At 69.4% G+C, this 19,397-nt stretch carries 18 protein-coding genes and 4 pseudogenes; 8 read left to right on the forward strand and 14 right to left on the reverse strand.

Annotated features, from left to right (window positions below; all coding sequences use genetic code 11):
• Positions 1–135 precede the first annotated feature (135 nt).
• The 4 genes from ACZ6O2_RS32690 to ACZ6O2_RS32705 all read right to left on the reverse strand — a co-directional run bounded on the left by ACZ6O2_RS32690 (position 136) and on the right by ACZ6O2_RS32705 (position 3,914).
• Positions 136–708 (reverse strand): hypothetical protein, encoded by a 573-nt coding sequence (locus ACZ6O2_RS32690; RefSeq protein ID WP_466025654.1) that lies wholly within the window; start codon positions 706–708, stop codon positions 136–138.
• Between the two features lie 48 nt (positions 709–756).
• Positions 757–1,566: an SAM-dependent methyltransferase gene (locus ACZ6O2_RS32695; RefSeq protein WP_466025655.1), complete on the reverse strand. Its 810-nt coding sequence runs from the start codon at positions 1,564–1,566 to the stop codon at positions 757–759.
• Positions 1,563–3,161 carry a radical SAM protein gene (locus ACZ6O2_RS32700; protein WP_466025679.1) on the reverse strand — a complete coding sequence of 533 codons (1,599 nt, stop codon included), beginning with the start codon at positions 3,159–3,161 and terminating at the stop codon, positions 1,563–1,565. The genes ACZ6O2_RS32695 and ACZ6O2_RS32700 overlap by 4 nt, the downstream gene beginning before the upstream one ends.
• Positions 3,162–3,275: 114 nt before the next feature.
• Positions 3,276–3,914, reverse strand: a complete 639-nt coding sequence (locus ACZ6O2_RS32705; RefSeq protein WP_466025656.1) for a hypothetical protein — start codon at positions 3,912–3,914, stop codon at positions 3,276–3,278.
• A 230-nt stretch (positions 3,915–4,144) separates the two neighbouring features.
• Between ACZ6O2_RS32705 and ACZ6O2_RS32710 the strand changes: the two genes are divergently transcribed.
• The 4 genes from ACZ6O2_RS32710 to ACZ6O2_RS32725 all read left to right on the forward strand — a co-directional run bounded on the left by ACZ6O2_RS32710 (position 4,145) and on the right by ACZ6O2_RS32725 (position 7,888).
• A complete protein-coding gene (locus tag ACZ6O2_RS32710; RefSeq protein WP_466025657.1) occupies positions 4,145–4,372 on the forward strand; it encodes a hypothetical protein in 228 nt (75 codons plus the stop codon).
• 317 nt (positions 4,373–4,689) lie between these two features.
• Entirely contained in the window at positions 4,690–5,373 is a 684-nt protein-coding gene (locus ACZ6O2_RS32715) for a TetR/AcrR family transcriptional regulator (RefSeq protein WP_466025658.1), read from the forward strand.
• 5 nt (positions 5,374–5,378) lie between these two features.
• Positions 5,379–6,302 (forward strand): ABC transporter ATP-binding protein, encoded by a 924-nt coding sequence (locus ACZ6O2_RS32720; RefSeq protein WP_466025659.1) that lies wholly within the window; start codon positions 5,379–5,381, stop codon positions 6,300–6,302.
• Positions 6,299–7,888 carry an ABC transporter permease gene (locus ACZ6O2_RS32725; protein WP_466025660.1) on the forward strand — a complete coding sequence of 530 codons (1,590 nt, stop codon included), beginning with the start codon at positions 6,299–6,301 and terminating at the stop codon, positions 7,886–7,888. Before ACZ6O2_RS32720 ends, ACZ6O2_RS32725 begins: the two co-directional genes overlap by 4 nt.
• 455 nt (positions 7,889–8,343) lie before the next feature.
• Here ACZ6O2_RS32725 and ACZ6O2_RS32730 read toward each other — a convergent pair.
• From ACZ6O2_RS32730 to ACZ6O2_RS32740, 3 genes and pseudogenes are all read right to left on the reverse strand, one after another.
• Positions 8,344–8,789: pseudogene (locus ACZ6O2_RS32730) on the reverse strand (IS110 family transposase); the annotation flags it as partial.
• A 348-nt stretch (positions 8,790–9,137) separates the two neighbouring features.
• Positions 9,138–9,980 (reverse strand): alpha/beta fold hydrolase, encoded by an 843-nt coding sequence (locus tag ACZ6O2_RS32735; RefSeq protein WP_466025661.1) that lies wholly within the window; start codon positions 9,978–9,980, stop codon positions 9,138–9,140.
• A gap of 280 nt (positions 9,981–10,260) precedes the next feature.
• Positions 10,261–10,710 (reverse strand): annotated as a pseudogene (locus ACZ6O2_RS32740) (transposase); the annotation flags it as partial.
• Here ACZ6O2_RS32740 and ACZ6O2_RS32745 point away from each other — a divergent pair.
• The gene (locus tag ACZ6O2_RS32745; protein ID WP_466025662.1) at positions 10,693–10,968 is read left to right on the forward strand and encodes a hypothetical protein; all 276 of its coding nucleotides are present in this window, start codon (positions 10,693–10,695) and stop codon (positions 10,966–10,968) included. The pseudogene ACZ6O2_RS32740 and the gene ACZ6O2_RS32745 overlap by 18 nt on opposite strands.
• Before the next feature lie 105 nt (positions 10,969–11,073).
• Here the strand turns inward: ACZ6O2_RS32745 and ACZ6O2_RS32750 are convergent, their stop codons facing one another.
• Complete coding sequence (locus tag ACZ6O2_RS32750) at positions 11,074–12,138, reverse strand: AI-2E family transporter (protein WP_466025663.1); 1,065 nt, start codon at positions 12,136–12,138, stop codon at positions 11,074–11,076.
• 175 nt (positions 12,139–12,313) lie between these two features.
• Here ACZ6O2_RS32750 and ACZ6O2_RS32755 point away from each other — a divergent pair, with 175 nt between their 5' ends.
• On the forward strand, positions 12,314–12,760 hold the full coding sequence (locus tag ACZ6O2_RS32755) for a hypothetical protein (protein WP_466025664.1): 447 nt from the start codon (positions 12,314–12,316) through the stop codon (positions 12,758–12,760).
• A 206-nt stretch (positions 12,761–12,966) separates the two neighbouring features.
• On the opposite strand, the pseudogene ACZ6O2_RS32760 reads toward ACZ6O2_RS32755, so the two are convergent.
• Both ACZ6O2_RS32760 and ACZ6O2_RS32765 read right to left on the reverse strand, forming a co-directional pair.
• A pseudogene (locus ACZ6O2_RS32760) lies at positions 12,967–13,667 on the reverse strand (GvpL/GvpF family gas vesicle protein).
• Entirely contained in the window at positions 13,631–13,909 is a 279-nt protein-coding gene (locus tag ACZ6O2_RS32765) for a gas vesicle protein K (RefSeq protein ID WP_466025665.1), read from the reverse strand. Before ACZ6O2_RS32765 ends, ACZ6O2_RS32760 begins: the two are co-directional and overlap by 37 nt.
• Positions 13,910–13,982: 73 nt before the next feature.
• Between ACZ6O2_RS32765 and ACZ6O2_RS32770 the strand changes: the two genes are divergently transcribed.
• On the forward strand, positions 13,983–14,549 hold the full coding sequence (locus ACZ6O2_RS32770) for a hypothetical protein (RefSeq protein ID WP_466025666.1): 567 nt from the start codon (positions 13,983–13,985) through the stop codon (positions 14,547–14,549).
• Between the two features lie 2 nt (positions 14,550–14,551).
• Positions 14,552–15,199 carry a nucleotidyl transferase AbiEii/AbiGii toxin family protein gene (locus ACZ6O2_RS32775; protein ID WP_466025667.1) on the forward strand — a complete coding sequence of 216 codons (648 nt, stop codon included), beginning with the start codon at positions 14,552–14,554 and terminating at the stop codon, positions 15,197–15,199.
• Positions 15,200–15,437: 238 nt separating this feature from the next.
• Here the strand turns inward: ACZ6O2_RS32775 and ACZ6O2_RS32780 are convergent.
• The 4 genes and pseudogenes from ACZ6O2_RS32780 to ACZ6O2_RS32795 form a co-directional block, all read right to left on the reverse strand.
• Positions 15,438–16,705: pseudogene (locus tag ACZ6O2_RS32780) on the reverse strand (IS701 family transposase).
• Between the two features lie 955 nt (positions 16,706–17,660).
• Positions 17,661–18,119: a hypothetical protein gene (locus ACZ6O2_RS32785; protein ID WP_466025668.1), complete on the reverse strand. Its 459-nt coding sequence runs from the start codon at positions 18,117–18,119 to the stop codon at positions 17,661–17,663.
• Positions 18,120–18,352: 233 nt separating this feature from the next.
• Entirely contained in the window at positions 18,353–18,715 is a 363-nt protein-coding gene (locus tag ACZ6O2_RS32790) for a hypothetical protein (protein WP_466025669.1), read from the reverse strand.
• A 20-nt stretch (positions 18,716–18,735) separates the two neighbouring features.
• Complete coding sequence (locus tag ACZ6O2_RS32795) at positions 18,736–18,921, reverse strand: hypothetical protein (protein WP_466025670.1); 186 nt, start codon at positions 18,919–18,921, stop codon at positions 18,736–18,738.
• Positions 18,922–19,397 lie beyond the last annotated feature (476 nt).

The raw sequence follows: 19,397 nt of genomic DNA on the forward strand, positions 1-19,397 counted from the left end.
GGCGAGACGACATGATCACCGAAGCCGTCTTCGTGTCCACCCACGACAGCGCGAGACATCAGGCCAGAGAGCCGAAGGTTAAAAAACAAGACTAGCGCCAGACGGCTGACGGTTGGCCGCCGAGCCCGTACGGCCCTAGCCCTGACCGTGTTCCTGCCGGCGTTCGGCCTCGGATTTCACGGTGGCCAGCGCGTCGGCGACCGTCGCCTCCCATCGCCGCGCGACCACCGCCGCCCACCCGGCGCCGAGCGCCCAGCCGTCGGTGCCCATCTCGCCGGTGTACTCCAGTCGGGTGTGGCCGCCGTGGTCGGTGAGGGAGAAGCGTTCCCGAACGTACGGCACAGGGCCGCGCACGAGACGGAAGTCGACGGTGTCGGGGCGGGTGAGGGTAACCGTCTCGACCGTCTGGGTGACCAGGCCACGGCCGACGGGCGTGCGGTGGGCGGCCAGGACCATTCCCTCTCCGCGTTCCAGCACCTGGATCTTCTCCCGTTGGGCCCTCGTGGGCCGGCCGAGGTAGGGCTGGGCGATCACGTCGAAGACCAGCTCGCGGGGCGCGGCGATGTCGAGCACCTGCGGCCCGAGGGCGCGTGTGCGCCGGCCGATGCCCAGCTCGAGGGTGAGCTGGCCGGAGACCAGCGCCCGGTACCCGACTGCGGCCGCGGCCGCGGTGATGGCCGCGATGGTCCAGCCGGGCCGTGCTGCCATGATCGCCTCCGATCTCCTGTTCGGCGCCGGGGAGGTCACCGTTGGCTGTCACTGCCGTTTCACGGCTGTCAGCAGGGCGTAGCCGAGGACATGGTCGGCGATGGCGGCGCGGGCGGCGGCCAGCACTGCCGGGGCGCGGTCGAAGTCCACGCCGAGGGCCTCGGCCCGTGCTCGTGCGGTCATCCGCACGAGGGTGAGACGCGCCTCGATCTGATCGATCATGGCCACCATCGCGTCGTCGCGGCGTTCGGTGTGGGTGACTGTCAGCCCCGCCCCGCTCAGCAGGGCCGCGTACCCGTCGAGAGGGCGGGCGTCGGCGACACAGGCGACCCACGCCCCCAGCCCGGCCAGCTCGGGCGGGAGCCGCTCGGCATTGACGGTGACGTCGGTGATGCCGAGCCGGCCGCCGGGGCGCAGCACCCGGGCGAACTCGGCGGCGGCGGTGGGTTTGTCAGGGAAGGTGCAGAAGGCGCACTCGCACACCACCACGTCGACCGACTGCGCGTCGACGGGTGGCCGCTCGGCGTCGGCTACCCGGAACCGGATGCGGTCGGCGAGGCCGGCGGCCTGTGCCACGTCGGTGGCGCGGGCGACGTTGGCCTCGGACAGGTCGACGCCGGTGACGTCGACGGCGTACTCGGTCGCCAGCATCAGAGCGGTGCTCCCCCGGCCACTGGCCACATCGAGGACGATCTCCCCGGCGCGCAGGTCCAGCCGGTCGGCGAGCTGGCGGGTGAGGGCGAGGCCACCAGGGTGGTAGGAGTCGCCGAGCAGCAGGGCCACCACGTCAGAGCCGTAGGTGGCGGCGCAGCATGCCTTGGCCTCGGCAGCCGTCGGCGGCGGGATCGGGACGTTCATCGGATCCCTCGGCCGACGTTGGTGCTGTCCGGCGCGATGCGGCGTCCACCGTCCGGGCGATGCCCCGCCCCGCTCCCGGCAATCTTCGAACCGTAGGGCGAGTCGATGAGGATCGGCTGCAGCGGCTGGGCGTTGGGCACGACGTCGGCCACTGTTACGCCGGACATCTGTTCGCGGACCTGTTCGCGGTAGCCGACGGAGTTGTAGGCGCAGAACGGTATCAACCTGCCGTCCGGGGTGATCTCCTCGACGCAGCACTTCATCAACTGTTTGACGTTGAGGGTGTACGGATCCTGGAAGTCCTGGATGACGATCATGAAGGCGCGGTCGGTGAGGTTCGCGACCGCCTCGGGCAGGTTGATGCCGCAGGCGTCGGCGCAGTCCAGAGCCGCGGCGGTCTGAGCGAGGCGGTCGCGCGTGGTGTCGGTGCCCATGAACGCCGACGCCGACCACAGTTTTTCCAGCGCTTCCCGGATGGCGTGGTCCGGCACGACCCGGTTGGACACGTAGTCGAGGTAGTCCTCGACGTTGAGCAGCCTCGGGATGGATACCACGGCGAAGTTCGGCGTGCCGGGGGTGCCTTCGGTGAGCAGGTAGGTGATGGATCGGCAGGTCGGGAAGCAGCACGGCACCGGGAAGAAGTCCTTGGCCTGGAACCAGTCGGGCAGCTGCTGCGCGATGAGGTGGATGATGTCGGAGTTGGTCAGCCGGGTCAGCGGGTCGAAGGTGACGTGCCGGCCGGAGTGGGTGACCGGCTGGAACGAGACACTGCGCACCGCCGGGTGGGCCAAGCCGTGCTCGATGATGGCGCCGAGTTCGTGTTCGTTGAGGCCGCGTTCGATCGCAGCGACGAGGGTGACGGTCAGCCCGACGTCGGCGCAGTTGTCCAGGGCCTTCTGCTTGATGGCGCGCAGGTCCCGGCCGCGGATCTCCCGGTGGGTGCGCTCGTCGAACCCGTCGAACTGCAGGTAGATGTTGACCGGTCGGCCGGGCCGGTTGCGCTCCCCGAGCGCGGCCACAAATCCCCGGTCAGAGGCGAGGCGGATACCGTTGGTGTTGAGGTTGACCGCCTTGACCGGGCGGGCCTGGGCGGCGTCGATGAAGTCCAGGATCTGCTTGTGGATCGTGGGCTCGCCGCCGGAGAACATCACCACCTCGGCCTCGCCTTCGCTTTCCACGAAGACATCGAGCATCCGCTCGCACTGCTGCAGGCTGATCGAGTAGCCGTCGGGCTGGTGGCCGGAGTCGGCGAAGCAGATCGGGCAGTCCAGGTTGCAACCGGTGTTGACCTCGATGATGCCCAGGCAGGCGTGCTGCTTGTGCTCCGGACACAGGCCGCAGTCCGAAGGGCAGCCGTCGACCACCTCGGTCTGGAACGTCAGCGGGATCGTGCCGGGCTTGTTGAACCGGGCGCTGTCGAGGTACATCTGCGCGTCGCCGTACACCAACGCCTCGAACAGGCCATGCTCCGGGCAGCGCTTACGCAGGTACACCTTGTCGTCGCGGATGTTGACCTGACCATCGACGACGATCTTGCACACCGGGCAGATCGACTTGGTGTACTCAACGAACACCTCGTCCCGGTCCCGCTTCACGGCCGATGACACGGAAGGAACGGGGACGTGTTCAACAGCGGCCATGACTGCTCCTCGCGGTGTGCCTGCCATTGTCGCCAGCCCACTCTGCCTCTTTGCCGGCCCGTCAACCGGTCACACTGCCATGCCGCGACAGCCGTACGTGCCAAACCAAGCGGACTCACACCGATGAACAGCGAAGAGCAGCCCGCGCGGCGCGGATGCCAATCGCCCTGCAGATGCCGAACCACGTCTGAGGGAAACCAGCAAACCGCCTGACCACCGGTCCACGCCTGGCACTGCGATCAGCGCGGTGGCCACCAGAACGAGGTAGACCAGCGCCTCGATGAACCAGAACTGCTCCCTCCGGCTGCTGCTGATGATCGTGGCCGCGCTCGGCGCGGCGGGCATCGGGCAGGTGTTCGACGGGGCACTGCTGATCGTCATCTTCGCCACCTTCGGCGCGCTGGAGGCATTCGCGACCGCCCGCACCGCCGATTCGGTGCGGGCGTTACTGGACGTGGCCCCGGAGCAGGCGACGCGCCCGGACGCCGACAGCGGCGAGACGGTGGTGAACATCGTCGATCTGCAGGTCGCACGTCCGCGGTCGATGAGCGGGTGCGGGTCGTCGCGCAGTTGGTCCTCGAAGCCGTACGTCCGCATGGCTACGCGGAGGTGCGGGGCGTGCCCGGTGACCGACTCACCGTCCTGCGGAAGGAGATTCGATCGCTGATCAGGCAACGGACGGGCCACCCGAGCGGGACGCTCGTCCACGGCGACCTCCTGCATGTGGTGTGTGAGCCACTGCGAGACCCAGGGGCTGAGATGCGGGCAGCTGCGGAGGCGTTCGAGGCATCCGCAACCCCGCCACCGTGCTGCTCGGGCGGTTTGATCGGCGGGGCCGGCTGCGGTACACGGCCGGACACCCGCTGACTGGCGCGCAGCGGGAGCAGCTCGGCGGATTGCTGTCCCCGGTGCGGGCTCGGCAGCACCGGGGTGCCGCTGTGGTGCACCCGTGGCCGGAGCCGCTGCCGGCGCCCTGGTCTGGCCAGCTGGACCGTCCCGAGCCGGTGCGATACGTGCAGGTCGATCCGACCGTGGTGGCCGAGATCGATGCCGACGTCGCCTTCGAGCACGGGCGCTGGCGGCACGGAGTGCGGTATGCGCGGGCCCGGCCGGACATGTCGGTGCACGACGTGCCGCTGCTACTCGGCGAGGAGGAGGGGTCGTAGCAGGCGCAGCGGGGGCCGGACGCGTGCTCGTGGCGGGCGTGGTGCCGCATCACGGGCGGATGGTCCTGCGACTACAGAGTCACCCTGACGTCAGGGCAGGGCTGCGAACCTACCCCTGTGTTGCTGCATGGTTGTGAAGCCCGCTGTACGTAGAGTGACGGGCCAATTGACCGTGCCCGCGCTTTATCGGCGGCAGATCCGGATGTCGTTACGGCCTGCGCCAGCAAGCTGCCGCCCCTTGCAGCGGTACTATACGCGTGTATAGCCAGCTGTCGGGTCGAGTAATCCGCCATACGTCTGTATGGAGGGGGTGGGGTGTGGAGCAGCCGGTTGGCGATCCAGCGTTCGAGGACGTGACGGCCCGGGCCCGGATCAGGGACGCCGCGATCCGCCTGTTCGCCGAACATGGCATGGACGGCACGACGGTCCGCGACATCACTCAGGCGGCCGGCGTGTCGCCGGGCCTGCTTCGGCACCACTTCGGGTCCAAGGAGGCGCTGCGGGAGGCATGCGACCTTCACGTGCTGGACCGGCTCGTGAAGATTAAGGAGGAGCTCGTCCTCGAGGGCAAGGTGGCCAGCCCGGGCTTCCTGCCGTCGGTCCATCCGACGATCTTGCTGTCTTACAAGTACGTCACCCGGGCCATGCTCGACGGCTCACCCAGCGCCGCGGCGATGTTCGACGACATGGTGGTACTGACCGAGCAGTGGATCAGCAAGAACGCGCCAGACGTCACCGAGGACTACCGGGCATACGCGGCGGTGCTCGTCGGCATGCAGTCCGGGATCCTCGCGATGCACGACCACGTGTCCCGCGCGCTGGGCGTCGACATCTTCACCACCGACGGGCACCTGCGCATGGCCGGTGCGCTGGCCGACTTCTACTCCCACTCGCTACTCGATCCCGAATTCGTCGCGAAGGCCCGCGGGGCGATGGAGCCGCTGCGGGCACCCAATCCGCCTACTGCCGCAGGGACCGACCCCGGGGCCGGAGGAGCATGAGGATCATGACCGAAGCGATCCGCGCAGACGCACTGGTCAAGACGTTCGGGCGTACCCGTGCCCTCGACGGGCTCGATCTCGCCGTGCAGACCGGGGAGGTGCACGGCTTCCTCGGCCCCAACGGCGCAGGGAAGTCCACCACCATCCGGATCCTGCTCGGGCTGCTACGCGCCGACGCCGGCGCCGTCCGGCTGCTCGGTAGCGACCCTTGGCGCGACTCCACGGAACTGCACCGCCGCCTGGCATACGTGCCCGGCGACGTCACACTGTGGCCCAACCTGTCGGGCGGCGAGGTCATCGACCTGCTCGGCCGGCTTCGCGGCGGCCTCGACGTCAGGCGCCGCGCCGAGCTGTTGGAGCGCTTCGACCTCGACCCGAGCAAGAAGAGCCGGACCTACTCGAAGGGCAACCGGCAGAAGGTCGCGCTCGTCGCTGCCCTTGCCTCCGACGTCGACCTGCTCGTGCTCGACGAGCCCACCTCCGGCCTCGACCCGCTCATGGAGGAGGTCTTCCGCCAGGTGATCCGCGAAGAACAGCAGCGTGACGGCCGCACCGTCCTGCTGTCCAGCCACATCCTCGCCGAGGTCGAGGCGCTCTGCGACCGGGTCACCATCATCCGCGCGGGGCGGGCGGTCGAGAGCGGCACGCTCGCCGGCATGCGGCATCTGACCCGCACCTCGATCCAGGTCGACCTCGCCGGGCCGGCGACTGGCCTGGACACGCTGCCCGGCGTGTACGACCTGCAGGCCCACAACGGCACCGTGCGCTTCGACGTGGACACCACCGCGCTCGACGCAGTGCTGCGGCAGCTCACCATGGTGGGCATTCGGAGCCTGACCAGCCAGCCGCCGACCCTCGAAGAGCTGTTCCTGCGTCACTACGACCGGGCGCAGGCCGACGCAAAGCACCGGACGGAGGTGGCCCGGTGAACTCGCTGACCGGCACGCGCGCCCTGGTGCGGCTGGCGCTGCGGCTCGACCGTGTCCGGCTGACCGTGTGGGTGCTCGGGCTCGCGGTGATGCCGATGGCGACCGCGGCCAACTACTTCAAGCTGTACCCGACCGAAGAGAGTCTGCGCGCGGTGAGCGGCGTTCTCACCAACCCGTCACTCGTCGCGCTGAGCGGCCCGCTGTTCGACGTGTCGATCGGTGGGCTCACCGCGTGGAAGATCGGCGTGACCGAGTTCATCCTGGTCGGGCTGATGAGCCTGCTGACGGTCGTGCGGCACACCCGGACCGAGGAGGAGACCGGCCGGCTGGAGCTCATCCGCGCCACCGTGATCGGGCGGCATGCGCCGCTCACCGCCGCCCTGCTTGTCACCGCGCTGGCGAACCTGGCCATCGCGGTGCTCGTTGCGCTCGGGCTGATGGCGACCGGGCTGCCAGCCGCCGGTTCGGTGGCGCTCGGCGTCGCGACCGGCCTTGTCGGGATGCTGTTCGCCGCGGTCGCGGCCGCGGCCGCGCAGCTTACCGAGAGCGCCCGGGCGGCCACCGGCATCGCCAGCGCCGTCCTCGGCGGCACGTACCTGCTGCGCGCCGTCGGCGACACCGGGCCGACCTGGCTGAGCTGGCTGTCGCCGACCGGCTGGGCGCTGCACCTGCGCCCGTATGCCGGGGAACGGTGGTGGGTGGCCGCACTGTTCGTCGTGGGCGCGGCTGCCTTCGTCATGGTCGGGTACGCGCTCGCGGACCGCCGGGACGTGGGCGCCGGCCTGCTCCCGGAGCGGCCTGGGCCCGTCGAGGCGTCCCCTGCCCTGCGCGGCCCGTTCGCGCTGGCCTGGCGGCTGCACCGCGGCCTGCTCTTCGGATGGACCGTCGGGCTGGCGCTGACCGGTGCCGCCATGGGTGGCGCCGCCGCCGGCATCGGGGACCTGAAGTCGCCGAACCAGCAGCTGGCTGACATCTTGACCCGGATGGGCGGGCGCAGCGGCCTCACCGACGCGTTCCTCGCCGCGATCTTCGGCATCACCGGCATGGTCGCCGCCGCCTACACGGTTCAGGCGACGCTGCGGCTGCGCCAGGAGGAGAGCAGCGGCCGGGTCGAGGCGCTGCTGGCCACGCGCGTCAGCCGGCTGCGCTGGGCGACGAGCCACCTGGCGTTCGCACTGCTGGGCACGGCGCTGCTGCTGGCCGTGTCGGGCATCGCCGGCGGTCTCGTGTACGGCGCGCAGGTCCACGACGTCGGCGGGCAGGTCGGGCGGCTGCTCGGCGCCGCACTGGTGCAACTGCCGGCCGCCTGGGTGTTGGCCGGCTTCGGCACCGCCCTGATCGGCCTCACACCGAGGCTCAGCTCGCTGGCCTGGGCCGCGCTCATCCTGTCCGTCCTGCTCGTTGAACTCGGCGCGCTGTTCGGGCTGAACCAATGGATCGTCGACCTCACCCCGTTCGCACACGTACCGAAGCTGCCCGGCTCCGCATTCACCGTGACACCGATACTGTGGCTCACCGCCATCGCCGTCGCCCTGGGAGCGGCCGGGCTCGCGGGGCTGCGCCGAAGGGACATGCCGGTGGCGTGAACACGGCCGGATCGAGGACCGCGCGACTCGACCCGCGCGGCCCTCGATCGGTTCCGGATCACCGCCGCCCCTGGCGGCTCGAAGAATTTGGTCGCCGGCTGCCAGCGCTCACCGGCAGAACGCGCGCGCCGCATCGTCGCAAAAGCACGTTTGAACGCGGATTCATCGTCGCCGCCCCAGGTTCCGCCCATCCAGCATCCGCTTCTCGACAGAACAAAGCACCCTGACAGTGGAAGCAACCGCGATCATCCTTACGCACAGTGACTCGACGCCGCGGCTGGCTGTCCCCATCAGCAAAGGTCGACTCGTCCGAGTTCGCGGGCGCTCGGCAGGAACTCAGCGGGAATGCCGATGCCGAACAGAAGGACGCGCTGCTGCTCGAACCGGGCGAGGGTACGGCAGCCGATTGGGCCACCCGACTGGCAGGGTCAGGTAATCCAACTGTCTGGCACTTTCCGGTGGCCGTCGCCGGCCAGGTCGTCGTCGAACCCGACGAGCACTTCCAACTCGGCCAGGGCTTCGTCGCCGACATCGACACGGCGCAGCGTGTGCGGCAGAGTCCGACCCGCGTCAGCGATCACGTAAGCGTCGCGGGCGTCGGTCTTGGCCGCGCCCGGGTGCAGGTTGGCGATCCCGCGCATCGCCAACCCTGGCAGGTAGGCCACCTGATGCCCGCAGGCGCGGCGACCGCGACCGGCAGCGCGCCGATCGAGGCCGGCTGGTCGACCACCATCAGGACCTTGCCGTGCTTGGCGAGCTTGCCGAAGACCTGCCGCAGCTTGGCCTCGGTGTTGGCCAGGGCAGCATCGTGCAGCCGCTTGCCATCAAGGGTCAGAGCGACTGCGTGGTGGCCGTCCTTGCCGACATCGACTTCAAGGAACACCTGGTAGTCGCCGTGCACATCGCCCCCGCGACGTTGCGTCCGCCTCGGTCGCCAGTCTGGCGTCGACTGCCGGCCGCCACGTTACGAAGAGACCTACCCCAACCCTGCGAGTGGTCGTGTCCCTATCAGCGGTCCGCCGACGCCACCCGGCCCGGCGACAACACCCCCCGGATCATCGGAACGACAGGGGAAGTAAGTCATACCAGACCGGGCGACCGAGCAGTCCCCGGCTGGGGACGATCAAAGGTAACGGGGACGAGCGCGTCCAGCAGCCGCGCCGCCGGATCTTCGCCGGCCGGCGACGGGAGGGGTGACGCGACTCAGGCGCGGCCCGAGGCACTCCGACCGCGGCGCCGGGCCGCGCGGTCAACCGGCGCTCAGGACGAGTTCGGCGGTCCGCTCCGGCTGGTCGACCTGCACGAAATGGCTCGCATTCGGCAGCAGGTGGAGGTCGGCGCGGGGGAAGAGTTCCGCGAAGCGGCGCGCGACCCGTGGATTGAGGGAGCGGTCCTCCGTGCCGAAGACCACCCGCACCGGCCGGTCGAACCGGCGCAGGTCGGGTATCCGGCGCCGGCGGGTCAGCACGGTGCCGAGCAAGTCGTCGTTGAGCCGCCAGAACGCTGGCTGGGCCGTGGTGAAGGAGTCGTACAAGAGGTTCACCATCGGGTCCCTGCGCTGGTCGTCCGAGATGAACCTGCCCACCTGCCAGATGTAGAGGCGCCGAGCGAGGTCCGACCCACGGCCGGCCAGCGCTCGGGCTACGTTGCGCAGCAGCGGAGTTGAGTACAGCGCGATGACGGGTGGTCGGCGCAGCGCCATCGTCTGGTGGTAATAGGTATTGAGCAACACCAGCGCAGCGACCCGGTGCGGATACAGCAGCGCCCAGTCGATCGCCGGTGGCCCGGACGCATCGTGGGCCACGAGCACGACCTGCTCCAGCCCGAGGTGGTCGATCACTGCCGCGAGGTCGCCGGTCATGTTGTCCGCCGTATACGGGTAGCCGTCGGGCTTGTCCGAGCGGCCCCAGCCGAGGAAGTCGAAGCGGACGACCCGCCGATCGCCGAGGTGCGGCATCAGCTCGTCGTAAAGGTGCAGGTTGTCGGGGAAGCCGTGCAGCAGCACCACCGGCACCCCTTGGCTGCCGGTCACCTCGACATGCAGCAGGTGCCCGGCCCGGGGGACCTTGAGTGTCTCGCGTACCGCTGCCATTCAACTCCGATCGCCGTGCCCTGAACTGACGCTAGCCCGGGAGTCGGGCGATCCGGGTGGAAAGGCGCCACGGCCAGGCGCGGGAGTGACACCCCGGCATCTGACAGTGCCGACGGTCAGCCCTTCTCCGCGCCGCTGGTCAGCCCTCGGTGAAGAGCCGTTCGCTGGCGAAGAAGAGGATCACGATGGCAGGGTGAGGATCACCGACCCGGCCATCAGCACCGTTTCGCCCGATTGCAGCTGATCAACGCACTCGCAGAGGGTTCAGGGGTGGCGGTTTCTAGGCTTCAGTGCAACTGATCTTGGTTGGGCTGGAGGTGCTGGTGGCGAGGCCGGGTGTGTTGACGTTCGGGCGGTCACGGACAAGGGCCCATAGAACGTCGACGCGTCGTCGGGCGAGGGCGAGTATGGCTTGCCGGTGGTTCTTTCCTTCGGCGCGTTTCTTCTCGTAGTAGGCGCGGGAGGTAGGGCATTCCCTGGCGGCTGTGAACGCGGCCATCCACAGAATGTGCCGCAGTCTCCGGTGAAAGCGGCGGGGCTGGCTATGGTTGCCGGAAACCGTGCCGGAGTCCCGGGAAACAGGTGCCAGGTCGGCGTGGGCGGCGAGTTTGGCAGGGCTGTCGTACTCGGTCATGCCGGCGGAGTGCACCAACAGTTCGGCGGTCAGCAGGGCGCCCATGCCGGGCAGGCTCCCGATGATCGGCGCGAGTGGGTGCTGGTCGAGCTGTTCGTGCTGGTCGAGGCCGGCCCCGAGCAAGCCCTCACCTGGCGCACCGATGGTCACATGCGCCACCCCCGCGGAGCACTACCCGACCTGTTCTTCCCCGCCGACCGGTCATGGCTTGTCTCCGCGCTCTGGGACGACACCTGGACCTGCGTCGGCGGCCCGACACCACTGATCCACACCCTCGAACGCGACCCCGTGGCCAACGCCCGCCAGGTCCGACCCAACGGTGACGCGCTGCCACCGGGGCTGATCCGCGAGTGACGACCAACGCGGGAGCCGCGGTCAACCTCGGCGGCGGCTACCCTCGCCACTTCTCGGCCGGTCGGCAACCACTGGTCGGTTTGCAAAACATCCACCCGCCTGCCGTCATGTCTCGCCCGGTTCCGCCCAGGAATCGCGTTGGGTGACGGGGACGACTTCGCGCAGCAGGATGCGGATGATGCCGGCCGCCGGTATGGCCAGCAGCGCGCCGACCAGCCCGCCGAGTTCCGCGGCGATCAGCACACTGATCAGCACAGCCAGGGGATTGAGCTGCACCGTGTGAGACATGATGACCGGCTGCAGCAGGTGATTTTCCACCTGCTGGTAGAGAACGAAGAAGACCAGCACGACCACCCCGGCGGTGGGCGAGTGCAGGAATGCCGCACCGCCGGCGGCGATCGCCCCCAGGGTCGCCCCCACGAGAGGAATCAGGTCGGCCACCGCGACGACCAGAGCGATGACGCCCGCAAAGGGCACCCCGGTCAAAACCAGCACCACGAACGTCGTGAGCCCGCAGATCACGCTGATCACCAGGTTCCCGCCCACGTAGCCGGTGATCGTGCGCGACGCCCCCCGCCCGATTCGGCACAGCCGCTCCCGCCGGCCCTCGCCGGCCACCGCCAGCGCCCCGGCCACCAGCCGCGGCCCCTGCACGACCATCAGGAACGCGAGCACCATCACCGTCAACGCTCCCGCAACACCTTGCACCGTCGAACGTAGCGCCCCGACCGTCGACCGTCCCACTCGGCCGCCGTATTGCTGCAGCTGATCGATGTGCGTGCCGGCAGCCTGCCGCAGGTGCAACCGCTCCAGCAGCGTACCGACGGAGCCCTGACCCGCCCGAGCGTCCCGCACCAGCCCCGGTGCCCGCTCCGCGAAGCGGCCCACCTGCTCTACCAGGGGGACCAGGACCAACGCGGCGAGCGCGCCGAGCACGACGAGGAAGGCGAGGAACACCGCAAGCGTGGCCACCGCCCGCCGCCGTACCCACCGGCGCTGCACCTGTTCTATCAGCGGGTTCAGCGCCACCGCCAGGAACACCGCCACCACCGTCCAGGCCAGCACCCGGCGGGTCTGCCACACCAGCACCAGTCCGGCCGCGGTGGCGAGGACCAGGCCGATGGCGATCAGCACACGCCGCGCTGTGGTCCGGTCGTCGACCTCGCTCATCACGCGCGGCTTCCCGGGCGCGAGGCTGATGAAACGCCAGCCTCCGCGGCGGGCCGTTCGTGCGTCCTGCTCCCGGTCTTAATGTCACCCGTACCGGGTGAGACGGACTCACCCGCGCCCACGTCACGCTGTGCGTGAGACCTGTACCCGCCGAACCGGTTGTGAAGGAGAAACCATGGACTTCGTCCAACGGCTGGAGATGCTCGAGCAGCGTCTGGCCCTCACCAGGGCAGAGGTGCTCGCCGCGCAGACCGAGTCGCGCGAGCAGCTCAGGCAGCGCATCGACACGACCCAGAACGAGATCGAGCGGTCGGCGATCGAATCGCAGCAACACGCCGACGAGGTACGCGCGGGCGGAGGCAGCGTCTGGGCCCAGATGAAGGCCGACGCCGCCGCCATGCGAGCCGACGTGCGAGCCTCGTTCGAGGAGCGGACCCAGAACATGGACGCTCAGGCGGCCACCGCCGAGGCAGACTGGGCGGAAACCGGCGCGCAGGACGCCATCGACTACGCCGAATGGGCGGCCTACAACGCTGAGCTGGCCATGCTGGACGCGATCGACGCCCGCTCGTACGCCCAGGAGCTGGGCAGAGCGCAGGAACTGACCAGAACGACGCGGTGACCTGGGGACCACCGTCAGGGTGAGCGTCCCGGGAGTTTCCTGTGCATGGACGCTGGTGACAAGACCGGGCTCTTGACGTAGGTGAGGGGCGCCGGGTGAGGTGGGCTTGTCCAGCGCACCGCATTGCCCGGTGGTCCTCGTGCCCACTCCCGGTGCAGGATGGTCACTGGGGTCGGGAATCGGCTGGAAGCCTCTCGCGTGGGTGATCAATCGCCGCTTCTCCGGGCAATGCGCTGAAGGAGTACGGGGGCCACGGGCCTAGAAACCGGATGCGGGCGGCGGGCGTGCTCGTCTTGAATGCGGGACAGCTCAGCCCCGAGTTGCTCCACCTGGTCGCGGTGCACGAGGACAGCGACGGCCAGCACTCGAACCTGACCCTCGACCCGCTGCCCGCGGCGGGTTTCCGTGATGTCGTCGACCAGACCCGCCAGCCGCCTGCGGTAGGCCGGATAAAGATTGTCGGCCAGCTTCTCGGCGGCGTCTCGCTGCAGCTTCTCCAGCTTTTCACCAGCAGGCGCCGCACGCCTGCGGGTTTGTCCGCCAAGTCGGCCGCCAGCGCCTGCACGTCGGGTTCCTCCGCTGCCGCTTGTCGGCGGTCCAGGCTGATGTCCACCCGCAGCTCGACGCGATCGCGCAGCGTGTCGAGGCGTGACCGCACCTCGGAGGCCGTGTCCCGCAGCCAGCCGCGCAGCGCCTCGTAGGCGGTGCGGTCCTCATCCGCGCGTACCAGCACGTTGAAGGTCACCGGCAGGACGTTGCCCGCCATCTCCCAGGCACGCTCCACCACCGCGCTGTGTTCCAGGATCCACCGCTTGGCGTCGTCGTCGCTTCCTTCATAGGGCCCGGACATCGTCTCGTGCACGATCGCGGTCAACCCCTGCGGGATGTGCACGAGATGTAGCGGCACGCCGTCGATCCCCCTACCCAGAGGATCGGGGGGCAGGTCCGCAGATCCGCGACCGACGTCGTGATGCCGTGCTCGGCCTTGATCTCCTTCATCGCCTCGTCCAGCTCCAACAACGCCTCACCGAGGCGGTCCTGCTCCTGCTCGGTGAGGTCGCCGCTCTCCAGACGTCGCACGGCCTGGGTTTCCAGGGCCTCCTCGATGATCTCCACGAGCGTGACGACGAGCGTCAGGACACCGGTCACCAAGACTGGTCCCGCCAGTTACAGGGATATGACAAAGCCAAGCGTGCTGGGCCTAGCGTAGTAGGCTGACGGTATGGACCGGTTCTCCGAGGATGAGCTGCAGGCGGTTGTCTCCAGGTACGAGGCGACGCGCGCGGCTGCGTTGACCGAGCGGGACGAGCAGCTGCGAGCGTTTCACGCGGCCGGCTGGCGGCCGGTGGATCTGCAGCGGGTCACCGGGTACAGCCGGGAGACCATCCGTCAGGCACTACGACCCGAAGTCCGGCGCGCGACCAACATCAGCCGACGCAGGACATCACCCCAACCGCCAGCGGACTACCGGCCCTACGGTGACCGGAAGCCCTACGTAGTGGCCGAAACCCTCGCCGACCTCCACGGCCCCACCGAGGGCACGGTGACGCTTCCACGTCACCTCGACTGGTCCGGGCACGCCGAGTACGACCTGAACCGGGCCGCACGCCTGGCCAGCATGTACAAGGTGGTGCTCACCGAAGCCAGTACCGTCGAGGACCTGAACACCTGGCTCGACGCCGACCTCCTCCGGCGGCTCTGGCCCACCCTCTGGCTGCCACCCCACCTCCGCCAGCGCTGGGAGGACGCCTTCCCCGAACTCGCCGCCACCCGCAGCAACGCGGCATAGCGGTGGACCCCTTCCACGAACGCCTCGCCCGCACCGGGCTCGCGGCGGCCGATCGATACGGCTTCGCCCTGGCCGGCGGTTACGCGGTTCAGGCCGCCGGGCTCCTGGAGCGGCCCAGCGAGGACGTCGACCTGTTCACCGCCTGGGACCGCCGCGACGAGTTCACTGCTGCGGTCACCGCCGTCGTGCACGCCTACCGAGACGATGGCCTGACCGTCGAAACCGAGCGGCAGTACGACACCTTCGCCCGGCTGGCCGTCACCGACGGCGTCCGGGTTTCCAAGGTCGAACTCGGCGTGGACTGGCGTGCCAACGAACCGATCCTCATGGCGATCGGACCGGTACTCCACCCCGACGACGCGGTCGCGAACAAGGTGAGCGCCCTCTACGGGCGAGCGTTCGCCCGCGACTTCATCGACATCGACGCCACGCTCCGATCCGGCCGCTACACTCGCAAAACCCTCCTCGCCCTCGCGCAGCGCGCCGACCGTGGCTTCGACCCGCGCATCTTCGCCGACGCTCTCGGACAAGCCACCCTGCTCGACCCTGACGACTTCGCCCAGTACGGCGTCACCGGCCCAGCGCTGGACAAACTCCGAAGCCGATTTGCGGAGTGGCGCCGCGAACTGCTCGACGACGAGGAAGGATGACTCGGCTCCCGACTCGCGGCAGCGTTAAGCCTGCACCCGCAGGACCCACAACGTTCCAGCCGATCTTCGGCAAGCGATCGCAGCAAGGCCGCGAAGCGACCGGCACGCACAGGCAGAAAACCGAAATCCGCAGGTCATCGGCCTGCGGACACAAGCGGAGCGTCGGGTTAGGAATCCGTTGCTCTATCCCCTGAGCTACGAGGGCGCGAGGGCCTAGTACGGCAGCCGCCGTTCGCGATCATGGCTTGAGTTCGAGGTTAAGGCGGCGTGTGTAGTGGGATCGTCGGGCTCGGGCTTGGTGTTGGCGGCGCCAGCCTGACCAGTGCAAACGGTGGGCGGGGTCGCTGACCGGGCGGACGATGAGGATGTTGACCAGGCGGCGTACTTCGTTGACGGTCAGGTCGATCAGCCCGGTGTCCCTGCCGTCGTGAGCTGTGTTGGCGTCGTCGGCGGCGCATATCGCCAGGACGGCGAGGGCGGCCAGAGCGAGGGTGGTGAACCGGTGCCAGGAGTCCCAGCGGCGGACCTGATGTTGGTCGAGGCCGACCTGACCTTTCGCGGTCTGGAAGCTCTCCTCGATGGTCCAGCGGATCCCGGCGACCCGCACGAGCTGGGCGAGCGTGGCTGGCCTCGGGGTCCAGCAGCGGTAGAAGACTCGCCGGTGGTGGTGTTACGGCGGACCAGGAGGCTGTGCCGGCCGCCGTCGTCGGGATCGGCGTCGGTGGTGACCTGATCGAGCCAGGCCCAATCGTAGAAGCGGGGCCCCTTGGACCCGGCGCCAGCTGAGCGACGTTGCCACGCCGAGGCCGGTAGCTCGGCGACCACCCGGTCGGCTCGGACCTTCACCTCGCCGCCGTCGAGCGGGATCAGATGGCTGCGGGACACCGCAAGCACGTAGCCGAGCCGGAGTTCGCGCAGCCGGTTGCGGAACGCGGCGCTGTTGCCGTACGCCTCGTCCGCTGCGGCCCACCCCGCCGGCACGCCGGCGTCGAGGGCGGCGGTGATCATGTCGGCGGCCAGTTCCGACCGGGTGGCGAACTCGATCTCGTCGGGCACGCCCACGGCCTGGCACCGCTGCCGGTCGTCGGTCCACGACGCCGGCAGATACACGCGCCGGTCGATCAGGGTGTGTCCGTCCCGGCCGGCGTAGCCCAGAAACACCCCGACCTGGCTGTTCTCGATCCGCCCGGCGGTGCCGGTGTACTGCCGCTGCACCCCGACCGACTGCACACCCTTCTTCAGGTCGCCGGTCTCGTCGACCACCAGGACCACGTCCGGGTCACCGAACCGGTCGGCGATCAGGTGCCGCAGGTCGTCGCGGACGGCGTCGGCGTCCCACACCGCCCGGTACAACAACCTTTGCATCGCATCCGGCCGGGCATGACCGGCATGCTCGGCCAACTGCCAGCACGTCTTGACCTCAAGATCGGACAGCAGCCCCGCCACGAACACCGCCGCCGCACGACGAGGCTCCACCCGCCCGAACCGGCCCGCGAAGCAGCCCAACACCCCGGCCAGCACACGTTCCCACCGAGCAACGGCTACGCTGTGGCACGCGGCCACCGCAAGATCTGACGTTGTGTCCACAACGCACAGACGATCACGCGGTGGCCGTCTTCCGTTCACCCCTGCTGAGCAGCAAAATCTCAAACGGCGGCTGCCGTACTAGTCTCGCGACCTGGGGGTTCACCTGGGGTGACAGGGAGTGGCCCATGTTCACCAACGTCACCCGGACCCCGTTCTCCCAGACCAGGGCCACACCCAGCACACGAAACCCGGTTTGCGACCGGCGGTCGCCGCGGTGACTCGCGTTGGCACTGGCTGACCCAGGTTGGCATCCGCTGGAGAGCACCGCGCACATCATCGAAGATCATGGTGTGCGCTCCCCCGGCCCTGCACCCGCGGCCGGCAGTAGCGCGGCGCGGCGGCAACTCTCCGCGAGTTTGTTCGCTGGCTCAGGTCAAGACGCCGACGCAGGGTCAGCGTTCGGGATGAGTCCCGCACGACGCTCAGCGCCCGGATCAGTCACGGGCTGCGCTGGACCCGCTCTCGCAGCTTGCCCTCCCGCGAGTCCCCTGAGTCGGGATCTATCCTCAGAAGGTGCGCCACCAATGTCACAGGCCTCGGCGCGCGTTACGGATTCGGCAGGGGTGCTGCGCCAGGCTGCGGCAAGTGCCGGCACGTCGGGGTATCGGTCGGCGGGTGTCGTGGTGGTGGCCCGTACAGCTACCTGTTGTTGGTGGCGGGAACCACGCCAGCCGGGTGGGGAGTCGATGGCGCACATCGCGAACACATCGACATCGCCGAATGACACCCGGTGCGGCGTTGGCGTTGGCGAGAACGGGTGGCCGCGACCAGACGCCCGGCGTTGTCGACGGCGACAAGATCTTCCCGGGCAAGTTCCCGAAGCGCCTTCGCGGTGTCCAGCTCCGCCGCGCCGAGGCCAGCGCGGATGTCGGCGTCAATGGGGGCAGCCCCGGTGGCGGCGAAGTGACGCAGGATCGCTCGATGCACCTGCCGGAGGCTGTCGGGGAGCTGCTCGGCGCGGCGGGGCCGATCTGTCCGGATCGCATTTGTCCGGCTGCGCGCGGCAATCCACCCGGCTCTGCTCCGTCACTGGGGTGGCGGGTCCAGCGCCGATCGCCTGGCGCAGGGCAGCGCGGATGCGCTCGCCGGTGGGGAGATCCAAGCGACAGGCTGCCGAACCGTCGCCGGTGCCGCCCATCACGTCCACGCCGTTGACCAGGATCGACGGCGACGCGTAGTCCCCCACGACCTCGGTGACCACCGCGAGGGGCAGACCGACGTCGGCCAGCGCCGCGCGCAGCTCATGCCGAGCCGGCGCGAGGTTCGGACAGTCCGGCACCGAACGAAGCTCAACAACAACCCGGCCCTCTGCTGCGCGATCTGCTGCCGTCATCACAGTCCTCCTGGCAAACGGCCCCCGGTGGCATCAACCGTCACCGACTGGCCGGCACGGCTCTACCCGTATCGGACTGAACCCTTCAGCCAGGGGAAGGTCAAGGCGCGACGACAGGAGCCACCAGATGCGGATCGGGGAACTTGCGTGATGCCGGAGATGGTGAGCCGGCCGCGTTGACCGGTTCACATCGGGTCTGGCGCGCCATCGCGGTGCGCCGTGTAGTACCTGGGTCAGATTGGGATGACCGGGCCGCCGCCAGCGATGCCGCCATACAGGCCGAGCTGGCCGGTCAGCACGCTGCAGCCCAGGTCGATCGCGGCGAGCACGGCAGTGGCGGCGTCGACCCTGCCGACCGTGTCAAGGGTGACCGCCAGGGCCTCCCAGCTGTCCGGCGGTGGCGAGAGGATCTCGGCGATCGGGTGGTTGACGAGCAGCTGCAGGCGGTCCGTGTCGACGGCCACCCGGGCGGCTTCGGCCACGCACAGTACCGGCAGCCCGAACACGCAGTTCTCTTCGTCGGCGACCTCGGCGATCACCTCACCGACGTCGATCGACCCTAGGGTGAAGGCGATGATCGCGGAGGCGTCGAACACGACCCGGACGGCCGGTTCGGTCACGCGGCGCGGGCCGGCAGGCCAAGCTGCTCGCGAGCCTGGGCGTCGAGTTCCGCCGTCCACCGCTCCCGGGCCTCGTCCAGGCGGCGGCGCGCGCGAGCCTTCCCCTCGTCGGAGACGACGATGCCGGCGGCGGCGAGGACCTCCTCGCTGCGGGCGCCGCTGTCGGGGCTCCTCTTGGCCATGCCCGCAGGATACGCCCTGATAGGCGCGGGAGTCACCAGCACGCCGCCGGCGGCGCTGCCGGACGCTGGGGCTGCTGGTGCTAATGGGGCAGTTGAGCGGACAGGTCGAACCGGAGCGCGTTGAGGAACTTGCTCGGGTCGGCCGCCTCCCGCGTGAACGAGCAGCCAGCCCAGCGCCCGCAGCAGCGCCCCGGCGGCCACCCAGCCGTCGGCATTCGGACGGGCCATGTCGAAGACGATGTCGCCAACCGGTTCCCGCGGAGGCGGCAGAGGTGCAGGCAGCGCCGGAATCGGAGCCAGCGGCGGTGGCGGGCCAGGAAGCGTGGCGCCGAGAACCCTGACCATCGATGTGTACACGACTGCTACGCGCCGCGCTCATCGGGAGCCACCACGGCGGTGAACGCCCGTGACCACGCATGGACACCGGTGTCCGAGGGCGAATCGTCGTTCACGACTGACACCCAGATTGCGGCAGC

Source organism: Micromonospora sp. NPDC048040 (assembly GCF_055587185.1).

Bases quoted from the DNA above. Each gene is read 5' to 3' on its own strand.
- ACZ6O2_RS32690 (WP_466025654.1), bottom strand. From the start codon at position 708: ATGGCAGCACGGCCCGGCTGGACCATCGCGGCCATCACCGCGGCCGCG.
- ACZ6O2_RS32695 (WP_466025655.1), bottom strand. From the start codon at position 1,566: ATGAACGTCCCGATCCCGCCGCCGACGGCTGCCGAGGCCAAGGCATGC.
- ACZ6O2_RS32720 (WP_466025659.1), top strand. From the start codon at position 5,379: ATGACCGAAGCGATCCGCGCAGACGCACTGGTCAAGACGTTCGGGCGT.
- ACZ6O2_RS32735 (WP_466025661.1), bottom strand. From the start codon at position 9,980: ATGGCAGCGGTACGCGAGACACTCAAGGTCCCCCGGGCCGGGCACCTG.
- ACZ6O2_RS32750 (WP_466025663.1), bottom strand. From the start codon at position 12,138: ATGAGCGAGGTCGACGACCGGACCACAGCGCGGCGTGTGCTGATCGCC.
- ACZ6O2_RS32755 (WP_466025664.1), top strand. From the start codon at position 12,314: ATGGACTTCGTCCAACGGCTGGAGATGCTCGAGCAGCGTCTGGCCCTC.
- ACZ6O2_RS32770 (WP_466025666.1), top strand. From the start codon at position 13,983: ATGGACCGGTTCTCCGAGGATGAGCTGCAGGCGGTTGTCTCCAGGTAC.
- ACZ6O2_RS32785 (WP_466025668.1), bottom strand. From the start codon at position 18,119: ATGACGGCAGCAGATCGCGCAGCAGAGGGCCGGGTTGTTGTTGAGCTT.
- ACZ6O2_RS32795 (WP_466025670.1), bottom strand. From the start codon at position 18,921: ATGGCCAAGAGGAGCCCCGACAGCGGCGCCCGCAGCGAGGAGGTCCTC.